This is a genomic window from Phenylobacterium immobile (ATCC 35973) (assembly GCF_001375595.1).
Lineage (GTDB): Bacteria > Pseudomonadota > Alphaproteobacteria > Caulobacterales > Caulobacteraceae > Phenylobacterium > Phenylobacterium immobile.
Window position 1 is genome coordinate 804,904 of record NZ_CVJQ01000001.1, and the last position, 23,611, is coordinate 828,514.

The 23,611-nt window shown below is 66.3% G+C and carries 23 protein-coding genes and 2 tRNA genes; 16 read left to right on the forward strand and 9 right to left on the reverse strand.

Annotation, left to right across the window (positions count from 1 at the left end; all coding sequences use genetic code 11):
* The first annotated feature begins 102 nt into the window (after positions 1–102).
* Both BN1313_RS04035 and htpX read left to right on the forward strand, forming a co-directional pair.
* Positions 103–1,350, forward strand: coding sequence for a dicarboxylate/amino acid:cation symporter (locus BN1313_RS04035; RefSeq protein WP_091736839.1), 1,248 nt, complete (start codon positions 103–105; stop codon positions 1,348–1,350).
* Positions 1,351–1,407: 57 nt separating this feature from the next.
* On the forward strand, positions 1,408–2,349 hold the full coding sequence (gene htpX, locus BN1313_RS04040; protein ID WP_091736840.1) for a zinc metalloprotease HtpX: 942 nt from the start codon (positions 1,408–1,410) through the stop codon (positions 2,347–2,349).
* On the opposite strand, the gene BN1313_RS04045 is transcribed toward htpX, so the two are convergent.
* Entirely contained in the window at positions 2,346–3,542 is a 1,197-nt protein-coding gene (locus tag BN1313_RS04045) for a winged helix-turn-helix domain-containing protein (RefSeq protein WP_091736841.1), read from the reverse strand. The two genes, htpX and BN1313_RS04045, sit on opposite strands and share 4 nt — an antisense overlap.
* 142 nt (positions 3,543–3,684) lie before the next feature.
* On the opposite strand from BN1313_RS04045, the gene BN1313_RS04050 reads away from it, so the two are divergent.
* Entirely contained in the window at positions 3,685–4,473 is a 789-nt protein-coding gene (locus BN1313_RS04050; protein WP_091736842.1) for a class II aldolase/adducin family protein, read from the forward strand.
* 3 nt (positions 4,474–4,476) lie between these two features.
* Here the strand turns inward: BN1313_RS04050 and BN1313_RS04055 are convergent, their stop codons facing one another.
* Genes BN1313_RS04055 through BN1313_RS04065 form a run of 3 tightly spaced genes read right to left on the reverse strand, consistent with a single transcriptional unit; the run spans position 4,477 to position 5,986 of the window.
* On the reverse strand, positions 4,477–4,893 hold the full coding sequence (locus BN1313_RS04055; protein WP_091736843.1) for a hypothetical protein: 417 nt from the start codon (positions 4,891–4,893) through the stop codon (positions 4,477–4,479).
* On the reverse strand, positions 4,890–5,654 hold the full coding sequence (gene ppk2, locus BN1313_RS04060) for a polyphosphate kinase 2 (protein ID WP_091736846.1): 765 nt from the start codon (positions 5,652–5,654) through the stop codon (positions 4,890–4,892). Before ppk2 ends, BN1313_RS04055 begins: the two co-directional genes overlap by 4 nt.
* 59 nt (positions 5,655–5,713) lie before the next feature.
* The gene (locus tag BN1313_RS04065) at positions 5,714–5,986 is read right to left on the reverse strand and encodes a hypothetical protein (protein WP_091736849.1); all 273 of its coding nucleotides are present in this window, start codon (positions 5,984–5,986) and stop codon (positions 5,714–5,716) included.
* 294 nt (positions 5,987–6,280) lie between these two features.
* On the opposite strand from BN1313_RS04065, the gene BN1313_RS04070 reads away from it, so the two are divergent.
* From BN1313_RS04070 to BN1313_RS04080, 3 genes are all read left to right on the forward strand, one after another.
* A complete protein-coding gene (locus BN1313_RS04070; RefSeq protein ID WP_091736853.1) occupies positions 6,281–7,003 on the forward strand; it encodes a 16S rRNA (uracil(1498)-N(3))-methyltransferase in 723 nt (240 codons plus the stop codon).
* A gap of 89 nt (positions 7,004–7,092) precedes the next feature.
* Positions 7,093–8,448, forward strand: coding sequence for a glutamate--cysteine ligase (locus BN1313_RS04075; RefSeq protein ID WP_091736857.1), 1,356 nt, complete (start codon positions 7,093–7,095; stop codon positions 8,446–8,448).
* Positions 8,449–8,536: 88 nt separating this feature from the next.
* The gene (locus BN1313_RS04080; protein WP_091736860.1) at positions 8,537–10,378 is read left to right on the forward strand and encodes a peptide MFS transporter; all 1,842 of its coding nucleotides are present in this window, start codon (positions 8,537–8,539) and stop codon (positions 10,376–10,378) included.
* A gap of 5 nt (positions 10,379–10,383) precedes the next feature.
* Here BN1313_RS04080 and BN1313_RS04085 read toward each other — a convergent pair whose 3' ends face one another.
* Positions 10,384–11,346, reverse strand: a complete 963-nt coding sequence (locus BN1313_RS04085; protein ID WP_091736861.1) for a DUF481 domain-containing protein — start codon at positions 11,344–11,346, stop codon at positions 10,384–10,386.
* A gap of 108 nt (positions 11,347–11,454) precedes the next feature.
* Between BN1313_RS04085 and BN1313_RS04090 the strand changes: the two genes are divergently transcribed.
* The gene (locus BN1313_RS04090; protein WP_091736862.1) at positions 11,455–11,844 is read left to right on the forward strand and encodes a cupin domain-containing protein; all 390 of its coding nucleotides are present in this window, start codon (positions 11,455–11,457) and stop codon (positions 11,842–11,844) included.
* Between the two features lie 4 nt (positions 11,845–11,848).
* Here BN1313_RS04090 and BN1313_RS04095 read toward each other — a convergent pair whose 3' ends face one another.
* Entirely contained in the window at positions 11,849–14,281 is a 2,433-nt protein-coding gene (locus BN1313_RS04095) for a TonB-dependent receptor (protein ID WP_091736863.1), read from the reverse strand.
* 217 nt (positions 14,282–14,498) lie between these two features.
* On the opposite strand from BN1313_RS04095, the gene BN1313_RS04100 reads away from it, so the two are divergent.
* From BN1313_RS04100 to BN1313_RS04115, 4 genes are read left to right on the forward strand one after another with little or no spacing between them, the layout of a single operon-like run.
* On the forward strand, positions 14,499–16,118 hold the full coding sequence (locus BN1313_RS04100) for a tetratricopeptide repeat-containing sulfotransferase family protein (protein ID WP_176695880.1): 1,620 nt from the start codon (positions 14,499–14,501) through the stop codon (positions 16,116–16,118).
* Entirely contained in the window at positions 16,036–16,422 is a 387-nt protein-coding gene (locus BN1313_RS04105; RefSeq protein WP_091736865.1) for a hypothetical protein, read from the forward strand. Before BN1313_RS04100 ends, BN1313_RS04105 begins: the two co-directional genes overlap by 83 nt.
* Before the next feature lie 48 nt (positions 16,423–16,470).
* Complete coding sequence (locus BN1313_RS04110) at positions 16,471–17,778, forward strand: hemolysin family protein (RefSeq protein ID WP_176695881.1); 1,308 nt, start codon at positions 16,471–16,473, stop codon at positions 17,776–17,778.
* Complete coding sequence (locus tag BN1313_RS04115; RefSeq protein ID WP_091736866.1) at positions 17,775–18,257, forward strand: GNAT family N-acetyltransferase; 483 nt, start codon at positions 17,775–17,777, stop codon at positions 18,255–18,257. The genes BN1313_RS04110 and BN1313_RS04115 overlap by 4 nt, the downstream gene beginning before the upstream one ends.
* Positions 18,258–18,264: 7 nt before the next feature.
* On the opposite strand, the gene BN1313_RS04120 is transcribed toward BN1313_RS04115, so the two are convergent.
* Both BN1313_RS04120 and BN1313_RS04125 read right to left on the reverse strand, forming a co-directional pair.
* Positions 18,265–18,885: a hypothetical protein gene (locus BN1313_RS04120; RefSeq protein WP_091736867.1), complete on the reverse strand. Its 621-nt coding sequence runs from the start codon at positions 18,883–18,885 to the stop codon at positions 18,265–18,267.
* An 88-nt stretch (positions 18,886–18,973) separates the two neighbouring features.
* Positions 18,974–19,049, reverse strand: a tRNA-Ala gene (locus BN1313_RS04125).
* Between the two features lie 104 nt (positions 19,050–19,153).
* Here BN1313_RS04125 and BN1313_RS04130 point away from each other — a divergent pair.
* From BN1313_RS04130 to BN1313_RS04140, 3 genes are all read left to right on the forward strand, one after another.
* Positions 19,154–19,459 carry a YggT family protein gene (locus BN1313_RS04130; RefSeq protein ID WP_091736868.1) on the forward strand — a complete coding sequence of 102 codons (306 nt, stop codon included), beginning with the start codon at positions 19,154–19,156 and terminating at the stop codon, positions 19,457–19,459.
* Positions 19,460–19,678: 219 nt separating this feature from the next.
* Complete coding sequence (locus tag BN1313_RS04135; protein ID WP_091742292.1) at positions 19,679–20,455, forward strand: SIR2 family NAD-dependent protein deacylase; 777 nt, start codon at positions 19,679–19,681, stop codon at positions 20,453–20,455.
* 31 nt (positions 20,456–20,486) lie between these two features.
* The gene (locus BN1313_RS04140) at positions 20,487–21,113 is read left to right on the forward strand and encodes a hypothetical protein (protein WP_091736869.1); all 627 of its coding nucleotides are present in this window, start codon (positions 20,487–20,489) and stop codon (positions 21,111–21,113) included.
* Positions 21,114–21,164: 51 nt separating this feature from the next.
* On the opposite strand, the gene BN1313_RS04145 is transcribed toward BN1313_RS04140, so the two are convergent.
* A tRNA-Thr gene (locus tag BN1313_RS04145) sits at positions 21,165–21,240 on the reverse strand.
* A gap of 191 nt (positions 21,241–21,431) precedes the next feature.
* Here BN1313_RS04145 and BN1313_RS04150 point away from each other — a divergent pair.
* Together BN1313_RS04150 and BN1313_RS04155 are read left to right on the forward strand one after the other, a co-directional pair.
* Positions 21,432–22,415 (forward strand): NAD(P)-dependent oxidoreductase, encoded by a 984-nt coding sequence (locus tag BN1313_RS04150; RefSeq protein ID WP_091736870.1) that lies wholly within the window; start codon positions 21,432–21,434, stop codon positions 22,413–22,415.
* Positions 22,416–22,550: 135 nt separating this feature from the next.
* Positions 22,551–23,513 (forward strand): LysR family transcriptional regulator, encoded by a 963-nt coding sequence (locus tag BN1313_RS04155; protein ID WP_091736872.1) that lies wholly within the window; start codon positions 22,551–22,553, stop codon positions 23,511–23,513.
* Positions 23,514–23,611: the final 98 nt, after the last annotated feature.

Consider the following 23,611-nt stretch of genomic DNA (forward strand, 5'->3'; position numbering starts at 1 on the left):
CGAGGCGAAGCCTGACCATTCTGCTACCTGAGGCCGCATCTGTGGACGCGGGCGTCGATCTGATAGCAACCTAGGCCCGCAGCAAATCGCCCGAAGGTGAGCATGAACCGCCGTTTCACGATCTTTATCGTCTCCGCCATGGTTCTCGGCGTCCTCGTGGGTTGGATCATCAACCAGGTGGCGACGCCGGAACAGGCGACCACCTGGGCGGGCAACCTGTCGATCATCACCGACGTCTTCCTGCGGCTGATCAAGATGATCATCGCGCCCCTGGTGTTCTCGACCCTGGTGGCGGGCATCGCCCACATGGAGGACGCCGGCGCCATCGGCCGCGTGGGCGTCAAGACCATGGGCTGGTTCATCACCGCCTCGATCGTCTCGCTCCTGCTGGGCCTCGCCATGGTCCACCTGCTGCAGCCGGGCTCGGGCCTGGCGCTCGCCCCGCCGCCGGCGGACGCCAGCGCCGGCGTCGACGTGGCCAAGTTCACCCTGAAGGAGTTTGTCACCCACATCGTGCCGAGCTCGATCTTCGACGCCATGGCGCGCAACGAGATTCTGCAGATTGTCGTCTTCTCGGTCTTCGTCGGGACCGCCGTCGCGGCCATCGACGACCGCGCCCCGGCCGTCATGGTCATCGTCGAACAGATCGCCGCCATCATGCTGAAGGTGACCGGCTATGTGATGAAGACCGCGCCGCTGGCGATCTTCGCCGCCTTGGCCGCCACCATCGCCACCCAGGGCCCTGGCGTCTTGTTGACATACGCCAAATTCGTCGGCGGCTTCTACCTGTCGCTGGCGCTGCTCTGGTCGCTGCTCATCGGCGTCTGCGTGTTGATCGTCGGCAAGCGGGTGCTGAAACTGATGGGCGCGATCCGCCAGCCGGCGCTGCTCGCCTTCTCCACCGCCTCGTCGGAAGCCGCTTATCCGCGGACGCTGGAAGAGCTGCAGAAATGGGGCGTCTCGCGCCGCGTCGCGAGCTTCGTCCTGCCGCTCGGCTACTCGTTCAACCTGGACGGGTCGATGATGTACTGCACCTTCGCCACGCTGTTCATCGCCCAGATCTATGGCATCGAGATGAGCATCGCCCAGCAGGTCACCATGCTGCTGCTCTTGATGGTCACTTCGAAGGGCATGGCCGGCGTGCCGCGCGCCTCCCTGGTGGTGATCGCCGCGACGCTCGCCTATTTCGACCTGCCCGAGGCGGGCCTGCTCGTCATCCTTGCGGTCGACCACCTCCTCGACATGGGCCGCTCGGCCACCAATGTGGTCGGCAACTCCGTGGCCGCCGCCGTCGTAGCCAAGTGGGAGAACCAGATCGAAGAGCCGGTCGCTGAACCCGCCAAGATCTAGGCGAGGTCGGAGGGGCGCGATCTTTTCGAGGGGCCCTGGATTTCCCATATAGGGTTCATGCGCAACACGCTTCGCACCTTCACCCTCCTCGCGGCGCTGACCGCCGTGTTTGTCGGCGTCGGTTACATGATCGGCGGCGTCGCCGGCATGGCGATCGCCCTGGTTTTGGCCGCGGGCATGAACCTGGTCAGCTACTGGAACTCCGACAAGATCGTCCTGTCGATGTTCCGCGCCGAAGCGGTGGACGAGGGTCACCCCGAGCCGCTGGTCCGGAACTATGTGGCCGACGTCCTGCAGATGGCGGACACGGCTGGCCTGCCCAGGCCCAAGGTCTATGTGATCGACCAGGATCAGCCCAACGCCTTCGCCACCGGCCGCGACCCCCAGCATGCTGCGGTCGCCGCGACCCGTGGCCTTCTGACGATGCTGGATCGCCGCGAGATTCGCGGCGTCATGGCCCACGAACTGGCCCACGTGAAGCACTGCGACACGCTGACCATGACAGTGACGGCCACCATCGCCGGCGCGTTCTCCGCGCTCGCGAACTTCGCCATGTTCTTCGGCGGCGGGAACGACCGCGACCGACCGATGGGTATGATCGGGACCATCGCCATGATGATCCTGGCGCCCATCGCCGCCAGTCTCGTGCAAATGGCGATCAGCCGTGGCCGCGAATATGAGGCCGATCGCGGCGGCGCCGAGATCTCCGGCGATCCCTCCGCCCTGGCCGACGCCCTGCAGAAAATCGAGGCCTATGCGCGCGGCACGCCCATGCATGACGCCGAGCGTCATCCGGCGGCCAGCCACATGTTCATCATCAATCCGCTGTCGGGCCGCGGCGCTGACAACCTGTTCGCGACCCACCCGGCGACGGCCAATCGCGTGGCCGCGCTCCTCAAGATGGGCGGCGGCGCTGATCGTCCGCGCGGTCCCTGGTCGCAGGATCCGGCGCCGCGGCCGCGGCGCGGGACCGCCGTGCCGGTAAGCCGCGGGGCCTAGCCCAGCGCCCGCGCCAGCTCGGCGGCCAGATCGCCTTTCGGCTCGACCCGCACCCCCTCCAGGCCAAGCCAACCGGCCATGAGCCGAAGCTCCCCCGCCAGGCGCGGGGCGGTCGCCCTGTCGGCGCAGGGCTCGGCCCAGGCCGACTGGACGATCAGGACGCCGGCCTTCCGGTCCGCCTTGAGGTCCACGCGGGCCGTGATCGCGTCGTCCTGCAGGAAGGGCAGGACGTAGTAGCCGTGCGTGCGCTTGTGCGCCGGAGTGTAGATCTCCAGTCGCACGCGCACGCCGAACATCCGCTCGGTCCGTTCGCGAAACCAGATCAGGTTGTCGAAGGGCGACAGCAGGGCGTCGCCACGGATCGCCCGGGGCCGTCGGGCGTCCGGATGGAGATAGGCCGGTTCGCGCCAGCCTTTCACCGCCACGGGAAGGAGCGCATCGGCCTCGACCAATTCGCCGAGCCTGGCCCGCGCATCAGCGACGCCCAGGCGGAAGTAGTCCCGCAGGTCGCGCGCCGTCGCCACGCCCATGGCCCGGGCGGCGATCATCATCAGCTGGCGTTGGGCCTCGTCGCGCTCCGGCGTAGGGGCGCTATGTACGGCTTTCGGCAACACCTTTGCCGGCAAACCATACACCCGCTCGAATGTTCCGCGCCGGGTCGCCGCGGTGAGCTCGCCCGTCCAGAACAGGGCCTCAAGGGCGCGTTTGGCGTCGCTCCAGCCCCACCAGCCGCCGGCTCCCTTTGTCCCGAGCTCAAGCTCGGAAGCCGCGATCGGTCCGCGCATCTCAAGTTGCGCCAGGGCCTCGTCCACGGTCGCCCGATGCTCGCGCAGGAAGCGGGCGACGCCCTTCCAGACGCCGACCCCATCGTGCGCGTCCGCCATCCGCCAGCGGAACAGCGGCTGGCTAGCAAGCGGCAGGAGTGAAGCTTCGTGCGCCCAGTACTCGAAGAGCGCGGGCTTTTTCCCCCAGGCCACCTCCTCCAGAAGCCGCCGCGGATAGGCGCCAAGGCGTGAGAAGGCGGGCAGGTAGTGCGTGCGCGACACCACATTGACGGAGTCGATCTGGATGACGCCCAGCCGATCGATGAGTTTCAGCAGGGCGCGGCGATCTACGGCCCTAGCGGGCCGCGCGCCAAAGCCCTGGGCGGCCAGGGCGATCCGTCTCGCTTGCAGGGCGCTTAAGGTTTCCATCGCCGCCTCCCGACTGGGTCCTCCTCGATTTGCATGGCCGGCGCCGTGTCGCAACGACGGCGTCGACCAATCCGGTTGACGCGCCGCCAAGGGTCCGGCCACAACGACGGTCTGCAATCTCCATCAGAAGAGCGGGTCGGAAATGAACTACGAAACGGATTGGCCGTCAGTCCAGGATCAGGTCAGCGCAGAGGAATGGCGTGCGCGTTGCGACCTCGCCGCCTGCTACCGGCTGATGGACAAATTCGGTATGACCGACTTGATCTACAACCACATCACCGCGCGTATTCCAGGCACCGAGCATCTGTTGATCAATCTATACGGCTTGCTTTATCGCGAGATCACCGCGAGCAGCTTGGTCAAGATCGATGTCGAGGGGAACATCATCTCCAAGCCAGACACCGACTATGGCGTCAATGTCTCGGGCTATGTGATCCATGGCGCGATCCACAAGGCCCGCCCTGACGCGACAAGCATCATCCATACGCACACCCGCGCCGGCATGGCGGTGTCGGCGATGAAGTGCGGACTGCTGCCGCTAAGCCAGACTTCGATCCGTTTCGTGGGTCACATCGGCTACCACGACTACGAAGGCCCGGCGATCAACACCGACGAGCGCGAGCGCATCGTCGAACACCTGGGCGCGCACAACGCCCTGGTGATGCGCAACCACGGCCTGCTCACCTGCGGCCCGACGATCCAGGAAGCCTTCAACACCATGTATCAACTTGAGATGTCATGCCGCGCCCAGGTGGACGCCATGGCGGCCGGCGCTGACCTCACCATGCCTGGCGATGACATCTTGGCCCACACCGCCCATCTCTATCAGCCTGGGACGCGGCGGCCCTATGGGGTGCTGGAGTGGCCAGCCATGCTGCGGCTCCTCAAGTCGGAAGAAGCGCGGGACGCCTATCCGTCCTATGCGTCCTGAGGGCTAGAAGAAGTCATCCAGGAATTGTACGGCGCCGGTCGACAGACCGGCCAGTTTGTTGGTCGCCTGCCGGTAGAACTTGAAGTTCAGTTCAGTCTGCGGGCGCCCATCATCCCAGTCCGAGAAGGTCTTTAGCGCGGCGCGGCCCAGCGGTCGCCGCGCCATGGCGGTGAGGCGTATCGTCAGGTCGACACGCGGTGTCTGGCGTTCAGTTCCCGGTCGCCGGGGCGTCGCGGTTGCGGCCGCGACAATGCCTCGCGCGGCAAGCCCATGCCCACCTGAGGACTCGCTGGCGAAGATGAAGACCGCATCGCCGTTCGCCACGGCTTTGCCGCCGTACATGGTCTTCACCGCCGACAGGTCGAGGTGTTCCGGAAGGGGATCGGTCAGCGAGGCCTTGAGCGCGAACGCTGCTGTCATGGTTCGAGTCGTCCGTCGCTGAGGGCGCTGACGTCGAAAGCGCTCAGAACCTCCGGATCCGGCGGCGCGGTGTCAGCCTCGGGGTCGAGCATGCGGAGCAGGTGGCGCATCACCGCGACCCTGGCATCCTTCTTTTTGTCGGTGTGAACGATCATCCAGGGCGTCGTCCCATTGTCGGTGCGCCTCAGCATCTCGTCGCGGGCGGCGCTGTAGGCGCTCCACTTGGTCTCGGCGACGGCGTCAAGCGGGCTGACCTTGAGAGCCTTCAGGGGATCCGTCCGCCGGTCCTTCAGTCGCGCGGCCTGTTCGTCGCGGGAGATGTCGAGCCAGAACTTGACCAGTTTGATCCCACTCTGGGTCAGCATCGCCTCGAAGGGTGCGACCTGGCGGAGAAAGGCCTCGTGCTCTTCTAGGGTGCAGAAGCCCATCACCAGCTCGACCCCGGCGCGATTGTACCAGGAGCGATTGAACAGCACGAGTTCGCCCGCCGCCGGCAGATGGGCCACGTAGCGTTGGAAATACCACTCGCTGCGCTCGCGCTCGTCGGGCTTGGGCAGGGCGACCACGCGCGTGTTTCGCACCGACAGGTGCTCAGTGATACGCTTGATCACCCCGTCCTTACCGGCCGTATCGCGCCCCTCGAAGATCACCAGCACCTTGTCGCCGGCCTCGATGGCCCGCTGTTGGTAGCGGACCAGCGCAGTCTGCAGGGCGATCAGTTCGGCGTCATAGTCCGCCGTCGCGTCAGGGTGGTTGCTCATAGCTGAGGATAACGCCCGGCGACCGCGGTCGGGCAACGGCTTTCAGGCCGATCGTTGGCCTAGTTGGAGTCCTCCTGCGGCTTGGGCAGGTGCTGGCGGGCGCGCCAATGGTCGGCGGCGGTGCGCGGGCGGGGCTGGCCCTCGTGCGCGGCTGCGGGTTCGGCCTCGCCGGTGCGCGCGCGGGCAGGGCGGTCGGCGTTGGACAGATGCTGGCGGTCGCGCTGGATTTCCTTGGCGGTGCGATGCTGGTCCTGGGCCGCACCGCTCGATGGCGCTGCGGCGGCGAGCAAGGTGGCGGCGATCAGAGTGGAGAGCGGCGTCATGGTCTTCATCGTGGAGGTCTCCCCGTGGCGTTGACGGGCGTCTCTTCGTGCGCCCTGGCGTCCGAGATGGGCCGCAACGGCTGCTTTCGTCAAACCTGGGAGATTTCAAAATTGTCGCAAAACGGACCGATTTTCTCGAAAAATGGACCAAAAATATCCGAATAATCGCAGAATGAGCGCACCGAACGCCGGAATCATCCCGAAAATGCCGAAAAGGAAAGAAATCGACTGAAACCGATTGATACAAAAAACCCGGCTTCGCTCCGACTTCGAGGCGGCTTGGAGATGGGTTAGAAGAAGGGCATGATCCGTCTCTATCTCTCCGCCGATCTTTCCGCCGAGGTCGGCCTGGACCTTGACGAGGGCCAAAGCCGCTACCTTGCTGCGGTGATGCGCCAGACGGCGGGTGACGAGATCGCTTGTTTCAACGGCCGCGACGGCGAGTGGCTTTGCCGTGTCGAGGCGGTCGGCAAGCGGCAGGTTCGCTTGCGCGCTGTGCAGCGACTGCGAGAACAGACGACTGGGCCGGATCTCGACCTCGTCGTCGCCCTGGTCAAGCGTGCGCGGCTGGAGACCATCGTTGAAAAGGCGGCGGAACTGGGCGCGCGACGGGTCAGGCTTCTGGTCACCGAGCGCACCAACGCCGACCATGCCCGGGTCGATCGACTTCAGGCGATCGCCGTAGAGGCCGCCGAACAGACCGGCCGCCTGGACGCACCAGACGTCGTCGCCCCGGTGAAGCTGGACGCCTTGATCCGAGCCTGGCCGGAGCACCGCCGCTTGATGTTCTGCGACGAGGCCGGCGATTCGCCACCCGCGATCCCGGTGCTTGCGGGCGCATCCGGCGCCTGGTCGATCTTCATTGGACCAGAGGGCGGCTTTTCGCCGACAGAGCGCGAGACCCTGCGCGCCCAGGCCTTCGCCAGCCCGGTCTCCCTCGGCCCGCGCATCCTCCGGGCTGACACCGCAGCGATCAGCGCAATGACCCTGTGGCAGGCGACGGCGGGCGACTGGCGCGCGCCTTGAGCTTGCAGCATTTGCGCCCATCTGATTTGGGCGTAGACACGCCCGCTTGCCTGGGTACGGCGCGTTTGGGGTTTGGGGAGTTTCCATCTATGGCCGACGTCGTCTCCGACGAGCGTCCCTTGACGTTCGAAAACCTGGTCTCGTGGTTTGAAAGCGGCGGCAAGCCTGCCGACCAGTGGCGGGTCGGCGCTGAACACGAGAAGTTCGTCTTCCAGGTCGAGGGTCACAAGCCCGTCCCCTATGAGCCCAACGGCATCAAGGCTTTGCTCGACGGCATGATGCGCTTCGGCTGGGCGCCCGTCATGGAGGGCGAGACGGTCATTGGCCTCGAGCGCAACATGGCCAACATCAGCCTTGAGCCGGGCGGCCAATTCGAGCTGTCCGGCGCGCCGCACGAAACCATGCACGAGATCGCCGAGGAGACGCAGGTCCATCTCGATGAGGCCAAGACCGTCGCTGGCGAACTGGGTCTGGGCTTCATGGGCCTGGGCTTCACGCCCGAATGGACCCGCGCCGAGATCCCGGTGATGCCCAAGGGCCGCTACAAGATCATGCGCGCCTACATGCCGAAGGTGGGCTCGATGGGCCTCGACATGATGTTCCGCACCTGCACGGTGCAGTCCAACCTCGACTTCGCCAACGAAGCCGACATGATCGCCAAGTTCCGCACCAGTCTCGCCCTGCAGCCGATCGCCACGGCGCTGTTCGCCAATTCGCCTTTCATCGAGGGCAAGCCCTCAGGCTTTCTGTCCAGCCGGGCCAATGTCTGGACCGACACCGACAACGACCGCACCGGCATGCTGGGCTTCGTCTTCGCCGACGGCTTCGGGTTCGAGACCTACGCCCGATATGCGCTCGACGTGCCGATGTACTTCGTGAAGCGCGGGGACGCCTACATCGACGTCGCCGGCCGCTCGTTCCGCGACTTTATGGCGGGCGGCTTGCCCGAGATCGGCGACGCGCGCGCCTCCATTAAGGACTGGGCCGACCACGTCACCACGATCTTCCCCGAAGTGCGCCTCAAGAAATACCTCGAGATGCGCGGCGCGGATGTGGGCTCCTTCGAGCAGATCGTCGGGCTCTCGGCGCTCTGGACCGGTATCCTCTATGATAGCGCGGCCCTGGCGGCGGCCTGGGACCTCTGCAAGGACTGGGCGATCGAGGACCACGAGCGCCTGCGCGCGGACGTGACCCGCCTGGGTCTCAAGGCTCGGATCGGCGGCCGTACGGTTCAGGACGTCGCCAAGGATATGGTCGAAATCGCCGCGGGGGGCTTGAAGGCGCGGGCTCGTCTCTCCGCCGCCGGCGCTGACGAAACCGTCCACCTGGAGTCGCTGCGCGCCATCGCTGACAGCGGCCTGACCGGGGCCGACCGCGCCTTGGCGCTCTATCACGGCGACTGGAACGGAGACATCAGCCGCGCCTACAAGGACTTCGCCTACTAGGGTTCAAGCCGCCGGCTTGTCCGTTGCGGCGGCGCATGGTTTTGTCGCCGCCATATTCCGCCGGCGGACGGCGCGTGGGACCCTAGGTATGAACATCGTCCTGATCATCGGCGTGTTGATCACGCTGGTCACCGGCATACCGGTGCTGCTGCAGCTGCTGAAGAAGCATCCGCGCGGGTTGATCATCCTGTTCTTCGCCGAGATGTGGGAGCGGTTTTCCTACTATGGGATGCGCAGCATCCTGATCTTCTACCTGACCCAGCACCTGCTGTTCGACGATGAGAAGGCGAACCTGCAGTACGGCTCCTACACCTCGCTGGTGTACCTGTTGCCGCTGCTGGGCGGCCTGATCGCCGACCGCTGGCTGGGCACGCGTAAGGCTGTGGCTTACGGCGCGCTACTGCTGGTCGCCGGCCACCTGACCATGGCTTTGGAAGGCAGCCCCGCGCAACAGACCCTGACCTACGCCGGCCAGTCCTATCCTGTGGTCGCCGAGGGCCGCATGGAGACCCGCCAGGTCCACCTGATGGTCGAGGGCAAGCCCTACGCCTTCACCGCGTCGGAAACCGGCCTAAAGGTGGAAGGCCTGCCGGCCGCCGCCCCGCTGCCCGCCGACCTGCCGGAAGGCGCCTACAAGATGGAAAGCCGCGCCGATCCTTTCGGCAAGGCCGCCTTCTACGCCGCGGTGTCGCTGATCATCATGGGGGTGGGTTTCCTCAAGCCAAACATCTCAACGATCGTCGGCCAGCTCTACGCCGAGGACGATCCCCGTCGCGACGCCGGATTCACTCTCTATTACTATGGCATCAACCTCGGCGCCTTCTGGGCCTCTGTGCTCTGCGGCCTACTGGGTGTCAGCTTCGGCTGGTGGGCGGGCTTCGGTCTGGCCGGCGTCGGCATGCTGGCCGGGCTCCTGGTCTTCGTGCTCGGCAAGAAGCACCTGGAGGGCAAGGGTGAGCCGCCGAATCCGGAGCGCCTGAAGGCTAAGGTCTTCGGACCCTTGAGCCGCGAGCACCTGATCTACCTGGGTGGCGTCCTGGGGGCGATCCCCGTCTGGCAGCTGGTCCAGCGCAATGACCTGGTGGGCGGCGCCCTGATCCTGTCGACCATCGCCTCGTTCCTCTACATCGGCTGGGTCATTGCGGTCGCGTGCAAGACCTGGGTCGAGCGCCAGAGGATGATGCTGGCGGTCGTCCTAATCCTGGGCGCGGTGGTCTTCTTCACCCTGTTCGAACAGGCCGGCACGTCTCTGAACCTCTTCGCGGCGCGCAACGTCGCCCTGGTGGGCGTCAGCGCCGCCCAAACTCAGGCGTTTAACGCCGGCTATATCCTGCTGCTGGCGCCCGTATTCGCCGCCATGTGGGCCTGGCTGGCGGCGCGCAAGCGCGACCCGAACCCGACCCTGAAGTTCGGCCTGGGCCTGATCCAGGTCGGCTTGGGCTTTCTGGTGGTGGTCTGGGGCGCGGCCTTCGCCGATGAACAGTTCCGCCTGCCGATGATCTTCCTGGCGCTGCTCTATCTGTTGCACACCACGGGCGAGCTTTTCCTGTCGCCGGTGGGCCTGTCGGAGGTGACCAAGCTCTCCATCCCGAAGGTCGTCTCCTTCATGATGGCGGTCTGGTTCCTGTCGTCGTCGGTCGCGCAATATCTCGGCGGCATCATCGCCGGCATGGCGGGCGCCCACACCGTGGGCGGCCAGGTGCTCGACCCGGGCGCGGCCCTGGCCAGTTCGGTGAAGGTCTTCAATCAGCTGGGATGGTGGGGCGTCGGCATCGGCGCCGGCTTCATCGTCCTCAGCGTCTTCATCAAGGGCTGGTCGCATGGCGCCGGTGGGTCGGGCTCAGCCCAGCCTGAACCGATCGCCCCGACGCTGGATGGCGAGCGCCAGGCCGTGAACCCCGCGGCGATCCGGGCTGACCGGCCGAACTGAACAGGTCAGAAGCTGTAGAGGAGCGAGGCCCGGGTCGTGGTGTTCAGGTTCTCGCGGCTGAGGCGCCGGTCGCGCTCGAACTGAAGATTGTAGGAAAACCGCGCCTTCAGCGGACCGAACAGCAGGGTCTCGACCGCGGTGGTCGACTTGGCGGTGGTCTGGCCGGTCTCGAGGTAGACCGCCCCGTCCTGGCTGACGGTGATCCGTTCGGACGGCAACCAGCGGGCGTTCAGGCTGCCGCGCCCGGCGATGGTCGATTGCCGGTTCTGAGCGATGTAGTCGGTGCGGCGGAAGGCGGGACCGGCATCCAGCGAGAGCTTGAAATCGGGGCGGTCGACCGGATTGACGCCGAAGCCCACGCCCACCGTCACGCGATCCTGATAGCCGAGAAAGCGGTCGTGTTCGTACTGCGCCACGCCGAAGCTGTAGAGTCGCTCGTTCAGCCGCACCTGCGGCTCGTAGCCCGCGCCGTAGCGCTCGACGCTGCGCACGCCGTTGGTGTCCTGATAGTCGAAGCGGCCGTTGATGCGGTGGGTCCAGGTGGGCCCGGTGCGCGTCAGCCCGAGTGAGCCGTAGACGCCCAGGGTGTCGGTGTCGCCGGTGGCGCGGCTGCCGCCCAATTCGGCGGCGCCTTTCCAGGGCGAGCGTTTCGAGGGCAGGGGCGCCACCAAGATGATATCCGGCGCCGTCGTCAGGTCGCCGGCTTCGGCGCGGACGATGGCGGCCACGTCCTTCGGGACCTCGCGCGATAGAGCCTCGATCTCCTCGGCGCTGCTGGGCGCCGCCTGCTTGGCCACGGCGATCACCGCGGCGAAGACGGTGGGATCGTCACTTCGCGCGGCGGCGACGATCATGGCGCGGATGGCGTCCGGCACGGGTTCGGCGCGCGCCTCGCCCACTTGCGAGAGCCACAGCGTGACGCCCGTCGTGAAGGCGGCGGCGGCGAAGGTGCGCGGGAGGATCGACACGGCGGCGAGCCTAGCCGCTGAGCGGGGCGAGGATGTGGCGCCGGGACCTGGAATGAAGGGTGAGGAACGCCCATTTGCCAAGCGCCGCCACAGAGCCAGGAGAGCGCCATGAAGGGCTTCATCGACGATATTGAAACACTGACGACGGAGAACACCGACTTCCGTCGTGTGCTTTACACCGGCAAGCACCTGCAACTGGTGCTTATGACGCTGCAGCCAGGCGAGGAGATTGGCGCGGAGACGCACGAGACCCACGACCAGTTCTTCCGCATCGAATCCGGCTCCGGCGAAGTGCGGATCGATGGCGTGGCTACGCCGATCAAGGACGATGACGCCGTCATCGTTCCGGCCGGCGCCCTGCACAATGTCATCAACACCGGCTCAGAACCGCTGAAGCTCTACACCCTCTATGGCCCGCCCGAGCATCGCCACGACGTCGTTCATCCCACCAAGGCCGACGAGGCCGAAGAGCACTTCGACGGGATGACCAGCGAGTAGGGCCCTAGAAGCCGAACTGGCGGTTGAACCGGATCCCAATAACGCGTGGCGCAATGGGGAAGGTGTAGAAGGTGCGCACGTAAACCGTGCCGCCGTCGTCGTCGCTAACGGTCTGGTTGTAGCGCGGCGTGCCGGCCACCGCCGTCTCGGCGAACTTGCCGAACAGGTTCTTGGCGTAGAGCGTCACATCCCAGACGCCGGAGGTGTCGCTGAGGGTCACCGAGGCGTCCGACACCGAATAGCCAGGCAGGGTGAGGGCGCCGCCGCGGTTGCCGATGCGCGAAAAGATCTTCGAGAGGCCCGAGACGTCGTAGTTGAACCGCAGCATCAGGTCGTCACGGACGGGCGTTTCATAGGTGACTCCTAAGCTCGCCTGGTGGCGGGCGTGGCCGGGCAGGCGGTCACCTTTCAGGCCGGGGACCTGGATCGTGCCGAAGCCCGCGCCTTCCGATGGATCGGCGATCGTCGAGACGATGCCTGGGGCGTCGGCGGTCAGTTTGGCGTCAGTGTAGGCGTACGTCCCGCGCAGCGTCAGGCCCTGGGCGATACGGCCGGTGAACGAGCCTTCGAAGCCCTTCGTCTCGGCGCCCTCGCCATTCTTGGTGATCGGCGAGGCGCCGTTCACCGTGGCCGACAGCAGCTGGGGCTTCGACCATTTGATGTAGTAGACATTGCCGTTCAGGATGAGCCGCCCGCCCATCCAGCTGGTCTTCAGCCCCAGCTCGTAGTTTGTGGTCTTGTCCGGCGAATAATCGATCTCGTCGGGCAACGCGCAGACGTTCTGGAAGTCGCCGATCGGGTCGGGGCAGGCAGCGATGCCGTTGCCGCCGCCGATGCGGTAGCCCTGGCTCAGCGTAAAGTAGCCCAGTGCGTCGGGGGTGAATGCGTAGGACGTATTGAATTTGTAGAGGAAGCCGCTGTCTTTCTGCCCGTCTTCCTCGAATGCAAGGTCGACGCCGTCGGGCCCCCGCTCGCCCAGGATTGAGGTATAGAGCAGCGGAAAGTCGGTCGCGGTGTTGGTGACCAGCTTGTAGGAATAGTAGCGTAGGCCGCCGGTGACCTGCCAGTCGGGCGTGATCTGGTAGGTGGCCTCACCGAAGCCGGAGAGTTGCTCGACCTTGCTGCTGCCGGCCGCATAATACTCCAGGCTGTCGGGCCGGTACTGGCCGCCGGCGCCCCAGACATCAACCACGTAACGGTCGAACAGCGGGGTGAACTCCTTGGAGTAGCTGTTGGACTTGTAGCGTGAGGCGAACCCGCCCACGAGCCAGGAGAGCGGCCCCTCTGTCTTCGAGACCAGTCGCACCTCCTGGGTGATGGTCTCGTCGTTCTGGTCCTCCAGGGTGAACGCCGAGAAGCTCGGGAAGGTCTCGTAGGAATATTCCAGGGTGATCAGGAGGTTCGTCTGGTCACGCTGGCCGGTCTCGCGGAAGCGCGCATAGCCGGTGGCGGACGTCAGCTCGGCGAAGCCGAGGTCGGCGGTCATCTCCAGGGCGAAGAGCTCGTTCTTGCGGTCGTTGGGCTCCTCGTATCGCGCCGTCGAGACGTATTTGCCCACGGGAATCAGGCCCCGGGCAGAGCTCATGGTGCGGCCCTCTGAGTGCTGGTCCTGATAGTAGTATGTCAGGTTCGCGTCGAAGCGATCGGAGGGCTTCCAGCGTAGCCCTAGCCGCCCTGAGACTGTGCTCTCGCCATTGGCGTCCGTGACTTGTTTGAGGTCGTAGCCGGGCGCGGAGGGATCGATGATGTCAGGGTCGGAGACGCCGGGCGTCTTGACCACATAGTTGTAGTCTATGAAGCCGCTGTCGCCGGTGTAGTCCAGTGAGCCCCGCAGAGCGAAGGTGTCGCTGAGCGGCAGGTTCACCGTCGCGCCAAATTCCCCGCTGACCGAGGAGGCCTTGGCGTACTGGTAGCCGTCGCCGCGCAGCGAAACTGTGGTCTGACCGAACTGCGGGCGTGTCGGGATGTAGCGGATGGCCCCCGCCATCGTGCCCTCGCCGTAGAGGGTGCCTTGCGGGCCCAGCAGGAATTCGACCCGCTCCATGTCGTTGAGCTTGAGGTCGATGTAGATCGGGATATCGCCCAGATAGGTCGAAACTAGGCCGCCGGCGTTATTGCCGAGGCTGTCGGTCTGGTTCAGGGCGTCGGCGTTCAAGCCGCGGACAATGATCCGGTCGGAGGTGCGCCCGCCGCCGTCGACCAGGTGGACGCCGGGGATGGTGTTGGCGATCTGCGCCAGGTCGGCGGCGCCGCGCCGCTGCAACTCAGCCGCGCCGACAGCGGCGATATTCAAGGGCACTTCCTGAAGGATCGCCTCGCGACGCGTGCCAGTAACGATCAACTCGTCGACATCCTGGGCGCGGGCGCCTCCGGCGAGGGCGAGGATACTGATGGAACCGAGAAGCGCTGCGCGGCGCGTCGAAAAGGTCTGGCGCATTGGCGAACATCCTCCTCCAATATCGAACTGTCACAGTCGACGACGCGGACGCCGAGGGGCAACGGTTGGAGGGGAAACGCCCTAAGGGAATGCCAATGCTTGCATTGTTCTTGCACACGCCGCCGCCATGAACGGGCATAATTCGGTGCCGAACGCCCTAAAAGAGGCCGAACGCTTGTTGGCGCAGGGCGCATACCAAGCGGCCCACCGACTCTGCTTGGACCTGCTTAACAGGGACGCGGGACTCGCCAGGGCCTGGTTCATCCTGGCCATGATCGCCGCCGACCATGACCGCTTCGACCGCGCCGCGGAGTTGCTGCGGCGCGCCGCCGCCCTCGATCCTGCCGATGCGCGTACGCTCGCCCACCTTGGCCGCGCCCTGATCGCGCTCAATCAGCAGGCCGAGGCGATCGATGCGGCCGAGGGTGCGGCCGCGCTCACGCCAGGCGATCCCTTGACGTTGGACACTATCGGCGTGGTCTTCAGCCGCGCCGGCCTGCATGCTCGCGCCGTACCGTTCTTCGAGGCGGCCGCCAAGGCTCGGCCGGACAATGCGGCCTTCCTCTACAACCTGGCGGCGTCGCGGCAGTTCTCAGGCGACTTCGCCGGCGCGGAGGCCGCCTATGCCGCCTGCCTGGCGCTGGAGCCCGGCCACTACCGCGCCTGGTCCTCGCGGGTGGCGCTCAGCCGGCAGACGCCCGGCGCCAACCACGCCGCCAAGCTTGAGGCCCTGTTCGCACAGCCCTCGGCTGACGCCGACCGCGCCCTCCATATCGGCCACGCCCTGGCCAAGACCTTCGAGGACCTAGGTCAGCCGGAGGCGGCGCTCGGCTGGCTGGTCCGCGCCAAGGCGGCCAAGCGCGACGCAGCGGCCCATGATCCGGCGCGGGACGAAGCCCTGTTCGCGGCGGCGGCGCGGACGGCGCCAGCGACGGCGAGAAGACGGTCCAGTTCGGATCTGCCGGTCTTTGTCGTGGGCCTCCCGCGGACCGGCACGACCCTCGTCGATCGCATCATCTCAAGCCACCCGCAGGCCGCCAGCGCCGGCGAACTGACCAATTTCGCCCTGATCGCCAAGCGCGCGGCCCACACGCCGTCCAATCTGGTGCTCGATCCGGAAACTCTGGACGCGGCAGGCCGGCTGGATCTCGCCTCGGTCGGCGAGGCCTATGTGGAGAGTCTGGCGGCCTTGCGCGGCGACGCGCGCCGCCTGGTCGACAAGATGCCGCTCAATGTCTTCTACGCCGGCCTGATCCACCGCGCCTTGCCGGACGCCCGCATCGTCTGTCTCCGGCGCGACCCGATGGACGCCTGCCTCGCCAACTATCGACAACTCTTCGCCACGGCCTTCTCCTACTACGCCTACGGCTACGATCTGGAGCATGTTGGCCGCTACTACCTGGGGTTCGATCGGCTGGTCGCCCATTGGCGCGCGACCCTGCCCGCCGATCGCTTCACCGAGGTGGCCTACGAGGACATCGTCGCCGACCAGGAGGGTGAGACGCGCAGGCTCTTGGACTTCTGCGGCCTCGACTTCGATCCGGCCTGTCTCGCTTTCCATGAGAACGCCGCGCCTGTGGCGACCGCCAGCTCCGTCCAGGTGCGCCAGCCGCTCTACGCCTCATCCATCGGCCGCTGGCGGCGCTATGGAGCGGGACTGGATCCCTTGCGCCGGGTGCTGGAGGCGGGCGGCCTGACCCTCGATCCCCTGAGGTCAATGGAACTTGAGCGCCACGGCGAAGGTTGCCGTGAGGATGCGCACCATCCTCATCCTGGCGGTTCTGGCCGCCCTGGCCGGTCCGGCTCTTGCGGGTCCCACCGGCAAGGGGGCGCCTGAGCACGGCTGGGCGCCCGGTCGATACGAGGACGGTCGCTGGATCGCAGGGCCCGTTCAGGGTCGTTACGATGAGCAGGGCCGATGGGTCGCCGGGGCGGCGGCCGGGCGGGTGGGACCAGCCGGCGTTTGGCTGCCAAACGCTGCGCCAGGTTATTGGGACGACCAAGGCCGTTGGCGCGCCGGCGCGGTCATGGGCGATTATGATGCGCAGGGTCGCTGGCGCACGACGGCGCCGGGCGTCGATCCTGCGGCCTCGACGCCGCTGATGCGGCCCGGCATGGCGCCGCCGCGCCCCAAACGTTAGGATCATTACCGAGGGGCCGATCGGGCCTCGCTAGGCGTCTTCCTCAAAATGCTGCTCTTCGCGTCGACCGTGGTGCTCTTCCTGGTGCTCCTGAACGGTCTCTTCGCCATGTCCGAGATGGCTCTCGTTTCCGCGCGGCGGCCCAAGATGCAGGCCAACGCCGACCGCGGGGATCGCGGCGCGGCCATCGCCCTCCGCCTGTCCGAAGATCCGACCCGGTTCCTGTCGGCCGTGCAGGTCGGCATCACCCTGATCGGCATTCTCGCCGGCGCCTACGGCCAGGCGACGATCGCGGGCGAACTCGACCAGATGATCGAGGCTAACGCTGTCCTGGCGCCCATCGTCGGCGCCTATTCCGAGCAGATCTCCACTGCGGTCGTCGTGGTCTTGCTGACCTACTTCTCGTTGATCCTTGGGGAGCTGGTGCCCAAGCGGCTGGCCCAGATTCACCCCGAGCCGATCGCCAGCCTGGTGGCCGCTCCACTGTCGCTGATGGCCAGGGCGCTGCACCCGTTCGTCAGCCTGCTGACGCTGTCGACGGCCGGCGTGCTGGCGCTGTTCAGGGTGCGCGACAGCGACGGTTCGGCCGTCACCCAGGAAGAGGTCGAGACCGTCCTGGCGGAGGGCGCCGGCGCCGGCATCATCGAGCCGCAGGAGCGGGCGATGATGCACGAGGTGATGCGGCTGGGGGACCGCGCCGTGCGCGCGGCCATGACGCCCCGGGTCGACGTTTATTGGATCTCGCTGGACGATCCGGAGGAGACGATCCGGCAGGAGCTGCGCGCATGTCCCTATTCACGCCTGGTCCTAGCCCGCGGCCACGACTTCGACAGTCCGCTGGGGGTGGTCCACAAGAAGGATGTCGCCGACGCTTTGCTCGCTGGCCAGACGCTGGACCTGGGAAGCCTGGCGCGCGAGCCGATCTACATCCCCGAGACGACCTCGATGCTGAGCGCCCTCGCCCAGTTGCAGGGCTCCAGGGTGCACATGGCCTTCGTCGTCGATGAGTTCGGCGGCCTGGAGGGCGTGGTCACCCCTACCGACCTTCTCGAAATGATCGCCGGCGACTTCAACGAAGCCCACGACCGCGGCTCGGCCAGCATCGCGCCGCAGGCCGACGGCTCCTTCCTGGTGGACGGCTCGGCGGATTGGCTGGAGTTGTCCGACGTGCTCGAGGAGCAGTTTGAGGAGGGCGGCTTCCATACCGCCGCGGGCCTGGTTCTCCACCGCTTCGAACGCTTCCCGCGGCAAGGCGAGATCATCCAGATCGGTCGCTATCAGGTGGAGGTGATCAAGATGGATGAACGGCGGATCGAGAAGCTGTCGTTCCGGCCGACCCGCAAGCGCTCAGCGTGATCATCCGAACGGCCAATCCGCAAGATCACGCCGCGATCTGGTCCATCATCGGGCCGGTGATCGGCAGCGGGGAGACCTATGCGCTCGAGCGGCGAATGAATGAAACGGAGGCCTTGGCCTATTGGTTCGGCGCGGACAAACAGACCTTCGTCGCTGAGCACGAGGGCGAGATCCTCGGGACCTATTACCTTCGCGCCAATCAGGCCGGCGGCGGCGGCCACGTGTGCAACGCCGGCTTCATGACCGCCGCGAACGCCACCGGTCGCGGCGTCGCCCGGACCATGGCGCAGCATGCCATGGCTCAGGCCAAGGTGCAGGGCTTCCTCGCCATGCAGTTCAACCTGGTGGTCATCACCAATGAGCGCGCCGTGCGGTTATGGCGCAGTCTCGGCTTCGAGACCGTCGGCCGTTTGCCCCGCGCCTTCGACCATCCGACCGCAGGGCTGGTGGACGCCCTGGTGATGTTCCGGGCGCTGTGAAGGCCGGCTAGGCCAGACGAAGGCTGGGGAACCCGGCGTAGCGCTCGGCGTGGCCACCTTCGTGGTTCGGCATCCCCGGCTTGGTCAGGCATCCGCGCGGGGCGACGTAGCTGTCGATCCTTCGCGCCGGAACCTCGCGCCAGTTGATGTTGAACGCGGCCAGCTTGGGAAAGAACAGAAGGCGCGAGTAGGGGAGGTGGTCGTGGATCCACCACGCCAGCGACCGCCAGTCCGCGCCCGCGTCATAGCGCTCGGCGAACCAGGGCACGACGATGCTCGCCGTCGCGCCCATCCGACCCTGCGCATCGCGCCGGTCCCAGATATGGCCGCCGTAGTTGGCCTCGTTGCTCGCACAGTTCAGGCGATTGGCGTTGCCGAAGGCGTTCACGCTGGGCGAACGGTAGGCCGAGCGGATGGCGATCCGACCGAAGGTGGCGTTCAGAGGCTCGAGCAACTCCTCGCAAAGCCGCGTGCCGGCGGCGATAGCGAGATCGGGATCATCCGGGATGTTAGGCATCCCATAGAGGTTGGCGATCTCGCTGTAGAGGAAGTCGCGCATGAAGAAGTTCGGCGAGAGACGCACTCTGCCAAGATCCTCAAGCGCCGGGACGGACTTTGGTGATTTCACGCACGTCCTCGCAACCGCGCCGCATCGGCGGCGGCATTGACTGTGAAGGTATCTGGAATTCCTGGGGTGCGACCAATCCGAAAAGGATTGGTGGAGCCGAGGGGAGTCGAACCCCTGACCTCCTCATTGCGAACGAGGCGCTCTACCAACTGAGCTACGGCCCCAGGAAGGCGCGGAATAAGACGACTGAGCGGGGGTCTGTCAAGGCGGTTGTCGCCGCGTCGTCGCGCGCTTCACCGCCAAGGCAAAGACAGCTAGAAGGGGCCCCATGGGCTCCTTCCTCTACTACGTCATCTCGACGATCCTCACCCTGCTGATCTGGGCGATCATCATCAACGCGATTATGTCGTGGCTGGTCGCATTCAATGTGATCAATCTGCGCAACCGCTTCGTCTACAACGTGCAGCGCGTGCTCGACGCTGTCACCCGGCCGGTGCTGGCGCCCTTCCAGCGCTTCATTCCGCCGCTGGGCGGCATCGACCTCAGCCCGATCGTGGCCATCATTATCCTGCAGGGCGTCAGCCGCTACCTGCTGCCATGGCTCTTCCAGCCGGTCATCGCCGCGATCGGCTGATTTCACCAACCGCCGATCTTTTTCGCGCGTGAGGCGGAACTGGATTCCGCCGGCCGCATTCTTAATGACAAGCCATCGTCGACAAGGTCGGCAGGCTTGATCGGCCCGGTTCGCCCAGGCATCCCCCCCGACCATGGCGGCCGGGCCGATCACCTCTCTCCCAAATTTCCATGACAAAACTGGCTAGCCAGACGGCGTGATTTCGCCAGTATGGGCGCCATGTCGCGCCAAGCCCTCGCTCGGATGATCGCTGACGCGAACCGGATCGTCGTCTTTACCGGCGCTGGGATTTCCACCGAATCCGGCATTCCCGATTTCCGCAGCCCCGGCGGGGTGTGGAGTCGGATGAAGCCCATCTACTTCAAGGACTTCATCAGCGACATCGACAAGCGCCGCGAGGCCTGGGAGCGCGCCTTCACCGGCCGCGCCGGCTGGACGGGGCGCTTACCCAACATCGGCCACGACGCGATCGCGCGCCTGGTGCGCGGCGGTCGCGCGAGCGCTGTCATCACTCAGAACGTCGATAATCTGCACCAGGACTCCGGGGTTCCCGCAGACCAGGTGATCGAGCTGCACGGCAACGCCAGCTTCGCGACCTGCCTCGAATGCGGACTGCGCCACGAGTTGGCCGACCTGAAGTCCGTGTATGAGCTAACCGGCGACCTGCCGAGTTGCCGCGAGTGCGGCGGCATCGTGAAGACAGCCACGATCTCCTTCGGCCAGCCCATGCCGCCCGAGCCGATGATGCGCGCCGCCGAGCACAGTAAGGCTTGCGACCTGTTCCTGGTGCTGGGATCCTCGCTGACGGTCTATCCGGCCTCGGCCTTTCCGATGCACGCCAAGCGACACGGTGCGAGCGTCGCGATCGTCAATCGCGACCCGACGGAGCTCGATCAATACGCCGACTTCGTGCTCCACGACGAACTGGGGGAGACGGTGAGCCAGGCCGTCGCCTTGGCGTTCGCCGAACGCGACGGAACAGCCGCGGAAACTTGACAAGGCCGCCCAACAACGGCGTACCGGCGTGATGCAATTTCTTCCGCCTCTAGAATCCCTGCCGCTCAACCACCTGCACCGCGAACGGGTCGAGAAGACCTTCGGCGTGGGCCGCTTTCAGCGGATCGAGCATGAGATGCGAGGCCCACAGGCCGCCTCCTGGCGCACGGTCGCTGACGCGGTGAGCGCCGAGGGCGGCCGCGCCGTCAGCGGCTGGCGCGTGATGCTGTGGCCGGGGCTCTATGTGATGGCCCAGGCCCATGCCGTGTGGGAGCGCCCGGACGGCCGCCTGGTCGACCTCAGCGAAAAGCCGGTCACCGACAGACAAGCCTACACGACCTTCGTCGCCGACCGTCGCGTCGCGGCGATCCTGGCCGACCAGTCGGCGCTGATCCCCGAGCGGTATCATCTGATCTCACGGAGCGCGCCGGCCCTGCGCCTCATCGAGACCCTGGCCGAGCAGTACAAGGCCAAGGAGTCCTTGCGCGAGAAGCTGGTCGAGGCTGGCGTGGTGTTTGGCGAGGACGGCGCCTTCGATGTCCCTGACGACCTAATCGACCTGTTCAACACCCAGAACGCCCACGCCCGCCGCGCGATCTTCGCCATGGAGGCCTGCGAGGAACTGCCCAAGGTCGCGCCGATCGTCAGGCTGCCATAGCGCGGCGCTCACATCGATGAACGATTGAAGCGCGGCCGCTTTCCCGATCGGTGGTGCCGCTTACAGGACTCGAACCTGTGACCCCCTCATTACGAATGAGGTGCTCTACCAGCTGAGCTAAAGCGGCGTGTCCGATGGACGCTGGTCTGCGCCAGGCTGGCCGAGCGCGAGGGCGGCTATTTAGCGGCTCTTGGCGCGCTCGCCAAGCGGGCATCCCACCTGGCCTGACAACTGATCACGGCTCGGCGTCTTGCGACTGCGGCGCTTATAGGGTCTGAGGGCCCAGACAGCGCGCTGACGCCTGAGTGGAAAGACGACATGCAAATCCTGATGACCAAGGCCGCTGCTGAACGCGTGCGCGGCAAGGTGGCCGCCATCGCGCCTGACGCGCAGATCATCACCTTGGCTCCAGGCGGCTTGCTGGAAATCGACGGCGCCCCGACTGCGGCCGAGTCCGCGTCCCCAGAGATCGCCTGGATGAGCGTCGACGCCCTGTTCGCCGGCCTCGCGCCGGCGATGACCGACCTGATCTCGGCAGGCTCGGTCAAGTGGGCGCAGGTGGCGGCCGCTGGCCTCGATCGTCCGATGTTCACCACCATGATGGCGGCGGGCGTTCGGCTGTCCAAGGGCGTGGCCCAGTCCCCGCCCATCGCCGAATATGTCGTGTCCCACGCGCTCAGCCTGCTGCATCCGATCGCCGAGCAGGCGGCCAAGCAGCGGGCGCACGCCTGGGAGCGGGTGAACTTCCGCGAAATCGCCTCCACGCGGTGGATGCTGATCGGCTACGGCGCGATCGGCCACCTCATCGCCCAGCGGATCAAGCCTTTTGGCGTCGACCTGACCGCCGTGCGTCGCGCCACGGACGCCGACACTCTGGCGGATCGCTCCATTCTCCTGAGCGAGGCTGGGAGCCTGCTGCCGCAGATGGATGTGGTGGTGCTGGCCTGCGCCCTGAACGACGAGACGCGCAAACTGGCGAACGCGGAGTTCTTCGCCGCGATGAAGCCGGGCGCCATCCTGATCAACATCGCCCGCGGCGGCGTGGTGGACGAGACCGCGCTGCGCGACGCGCTCGATCGCGACCAGCCCGCCCATGCGGTGCTCGATGTCTTCGAAACTGAACCCCTGCCGACCGACAGCTGGCTCTGGGATCATCCGAAGGTGCGGGTCACCGCCCACACATCAAACGCCGGCGACGGCAACACCGCGCGCGGCGACGCGCAGTTCCTGGCCAATATCAAGCGCTACCTGGCCGGTGAAGCGCCGAGCAACGAAGCGCACAAGAGCGAGGTCGGGCTTTAATCCGGCGGCCAGCAGCGCCGCTTGCGCGGCTTAGATTTCGCACAACGCCACATTCATTGTTCGCCACGTCTTGTTGTGGCTCGATTGAGAGCGCCATCGTAGCCCTGCATCGCGATATTCAGTAGCTGTACGACCATGGAACTGCGGCAACTCCGCTACTTCGTCCGCGTGGTCGAGCTCGGCGGCTTCAGCCGTGCGGCCCAGGATCTGAATCTGGTGCAGTCGGCGCTGAGCCAGCAGGTGGCCCGCCTTGAGGCCGAACTCTGCGCCAAGCTCCTCCGCCGGACCTGGCAAGGCGTAACGCCCACGGAGGCAGGCCTCGCCTTTTTCGCCGAAGCGCAACTGACGTTGCGCCATGCCGAGCAGGCTGTTCGCGCCGCGCGCGAGCCGCGGCTGACCGGAACGGTCAGCGTGGGACTCGCACCCACCACCGCTGCGGTTCTTGGGCTGCCGCTGATCGCCGCCATGCGCGAGCGTTATCCCGACGTGCGGCTTCACCTGACGGAAAGCCTGTCGGGTCACCTGTCGCAGATGCTGAACGCGCGTCAACTCGACCTCGCCATGCTGTTCGAGACCCACCCCGCTCGGCGCTGGAGCGTCACTACGCTTCTGGAGGAGCGCCTGTTCCTGATCCGCGCGCGCCGCCATCTGACCGAAGAGGTGCCGGCGGCTGGCCGCATCCGGCTGGCCCAGCTGAAGGGCCTCCCGCTGATCCTGCCGACCAAGGCCCACGGCTTGCGCGGCGCCCTGGACGCAGCCTTCGCGCGCGCCCGATTTGCGCCTGTTCTCGCCGCTGAGATCGATTCGCTGGCCATGCTGATGGACGCTGTGGATTCAGGGTTCGGTGCGACGGTCCAGCCCGGCGCGGCCGTGGCGCGGTTCGCTGACGCCGAGGATCGCTTTGTGATGAATGAGATTTCGGATCGCGCAGCAAGAAGGGTGAATTCCGTGTGCAGCCTGTCCGACGACGAGCTCTCACCGGCCGCCCAGGCGGCGCGGGTCGTCCTGATCGCCTGCGCTCGCGAACAGGTGCGTCTCGGCCGCTGGGCCGGCGCGGTGCTGACGGCGCCGGAACCGGCGCGATATCAGGCGCCGTGAGGGGGATGCGACGTCGCGGCGCGCAACGAGCGCTGCAATGGCCTGAGTGGACGGCTAGGCCGAGCGGATGATGTCCTTCGGCGTTCCGGCCAATTGTC

Bases quoted from the DNA above. Each gene is read 5' to 3' on its own strand.
- BN1313_RS04035 (WP_091736839.1), top strand. From the start codon at position 103: ATGAACCGCCGTTTCACGATCTTTATCGTCTCCGCCATGGTTCTCGGC.
- htpX (WP_091736840.1), top strand. From the start codon at position 1,408: ATGCGCAACACGCTTCGCACCTTCACCCTCCTCGCGGCGCTGACCGCC.
- BN1313_RS04045 (WP_091736841.1), bottom strand. From the start codon at position 3,542: ATGGAAACCTTAAGCGCCCTGCAAGCGAGACGGATCGCCCTGGCCGCC.
- BN1313_RS04050 (WP_091736842.1), top strand. From the start codon at position 3,685: ATGAACTACGAAACGGATTGGCCGTCAGTCCAGGATCAGGTCAGCGCA.
- BN1313_RS04055 (WP_091736843.1), bottom strand. From the start codon at position 4,893: ATGACAGCAGCGTTCGCGCTCAAGGCCTCGCTGACCGATCCCCTTCCG.
- ppk2 (WP_091736846.1), bottom strand. From the start codon at position 5,654: ATGAGCAACCACCCTGACGCGACGGCGGACTATGACGCCGAACTGATC.
- BN1313_RS04065 (WP_091736849.1), bottom strand. From the start codon at position 5,986: ATGAAGACCATGACGCCGCTCTCCACTCTGATCGCCGCCACCTTGCTC.
- BN1313_RS04070 (WP_091736853.1), top strand. From the start codon at position 6,281: ATGATCCGTCTCTATCTCTCCGCCGATCTTTCCGCCGAGGTCGGCCTG.
- BN1313_RS04075 (WP_091736857.1), top strand. From the start codon at position 7,093: ATGGCCGACGTCGTCTCCGACGAGCGTCCCTTGACGTTCGAAAACCTG.
- BN1313_RS04080 (WP_091736860.1), top strand. From the start codon at position 8,537: ATGAACATCGTCCTGATCATCGGCGTGTTGATCACGCTGGTCACCGGC.
- BN1313_RS04090 (WP_091736862.1), top strand. From the start codon at position 11,455: ATGAAGGGCTTCATCGACGATATTGAAACACTGACGACGGAGAACACC.
- BN1313_RS04095 (WP_091736863.1), bottom strand. From the start codon at position 14,281: ATGCGCCAGACCTTTTCGACGCGCCGCGCAGCGCTTCTCGGTTCCATC.
- BN1313_RS04105 (WP_091736865.1), top strand. From the start codon at position 16,036: ATGCGCACCATCCTCATCCTGGCGGTTCTGGCCGCCCTGGCCGGTCCG.
- BN1313_RS04110 (WP_176695881.1), top strand. From the start codon at position 16,471: ATGCTGCTCTTCGCGTCGACCGTGGTGCTCTTCCTGGTGCTCCTGAAC.
- BN1313_RS04130 (WP_091736868.1), top strand. From the start codon at position 19,154: ATGGGCTCCTTCCTCTACTACGTCATCTCGACGATCCTCACCCTGCTG.
- BN1313_RS04135 (WP_091742292.1), top strand. From the start codon at position 19,679: ATGTCGCGCCAAGCCCTCGCTCGGATGATCGCTGACGCGAACCGGATC.
- BN1313_RS04140 (WP_091736869.1), top strand. From the start codon at position 20,487: ATGCAATTTCTTCCGCCTCTAGAATCCCTGCCGCTCAACCACCTGCAC.
- BN1313_RS04150 (WP_091736870.1), top strand. From the start codon at position 21,432: ATGCAAATCCTGATGACCAAGGCCGCTGCTGAACGCGTGCGCGGCAAG.
- BN1313_RS04155 (WP_091736872.1), top strand. From the start codon at position 22,551: ATGGAACTGCGGCAACTCCGCTACTTCGTCCGCGTGGTCGAGCTCGGC.